Here is a 1,052-nt window from a genome sequence, read left to right as displayed (position 1 = left end):
AGAACGACGCCGAAGACCATCGCGCCCACGTCGCGCAACGCGTCGGCGACATAGCTCAGCGCGTCGAACGATGTCTTGCCGTGGCGGACGACCACGATCGACCCGTCGAGATGTGGCGCGATCGCCCTGGCGTCCGCCGAATCCGGCATCGAGGGAAGATCGACGAGAATGAGATCGAAATGCTCTTTCAGATCGGCCAGGTTGAAGGAGATACGCTCCGAGGCGATGCGTTCGCCGGGTGTAACGCCGTTAAAGATGCCAACCGGCAGAATGGTCAGCCGCTTGTCGCACCCCGCAATGAAATGCGCATAGGCGGGGGCGTCATCCAAGAGCTCGATCAGACCGGGAGCCACCTCTTTCGCAAACATCTGGCTGAGCGTGGGATTGGCAACGGCGGCGTCCACCAGCAAGGTCTTTGACCCCGAGGCGGAGGCAAGAAGCGCCACGTTGTAGGCCATGGTCGTTGCCCCGGCTCCCGGTTCCGCGCCGACGAAGCCGATCAGGCGAGCCTTTCGATTGCGCCGGAGCCCCGAAATCGTCGCGTTCAAATCGCGCAGGTCCCGACTGAATTTCTGCTTGGGATCGCCGATGTTGCGATCCGTCCTTTCTAAAGCGGGTTTTTCCTTCTTCAGTGCTTCGTCTTCCTTCGCTCTCGCTCCTTTGGCGACCGAAACCTGACCAATGCACGCCAACTCGGTCTCGACGCCGATCCGGTCGGCGGAGGTTACAACGCGGTTTCCAAAGTGGCGGATGGTGGCGATCACGATGCCGACGCCGGTGCCCAATAGGACCGCGAAGAGCATAAGCAGGCCCGATCGAGGCTGGCTCTTCGATGCGGGAGCGACCGCCTGCGAGACCAGTTCGGCATCCGAGACGGGATAGGTGATCCTCTGTCTCGCATCGGAAAGGTTCAGAAGATATGTCTCATAGAGACGGCGTGCGGTGTCCGCCGCACTCTTCAGCTCGGCCAGTTTGAATTTATCGCCGGGATCACCCGCTGCCTGGAATTGCGTCGCAGCCCGATCGGCCACGAGGACATCGGCTTTCAGGTG

1 pseudogene is annotated in these 1,052 nt (G+C 61.2%); it reads right to left on the bottom strand.

The annotated features are described in order from the left end of the window. Positions 1-1,052 (bottom strand): annotated as a pseudogene (locus tag AB4048_RS28790) (sugar transporter); the annotation flags it as partial.

The sequence above is a fragment of the Rhizobium sp. RAF56 genome, from assembly GCF_052113965.1.
In the GTDB taxonomy this organism is placed as follows: Bacteria; Pseudomonadota; Alphaproteobacteria; order Rhizobiales; family Rhizobiaceae; genus Rhizobium.
The sequence above is the reverse complement of the archived record's forward strand: the minus strand, read 5'-3'. Positions and strand labels throughout refer to the sequence as shown.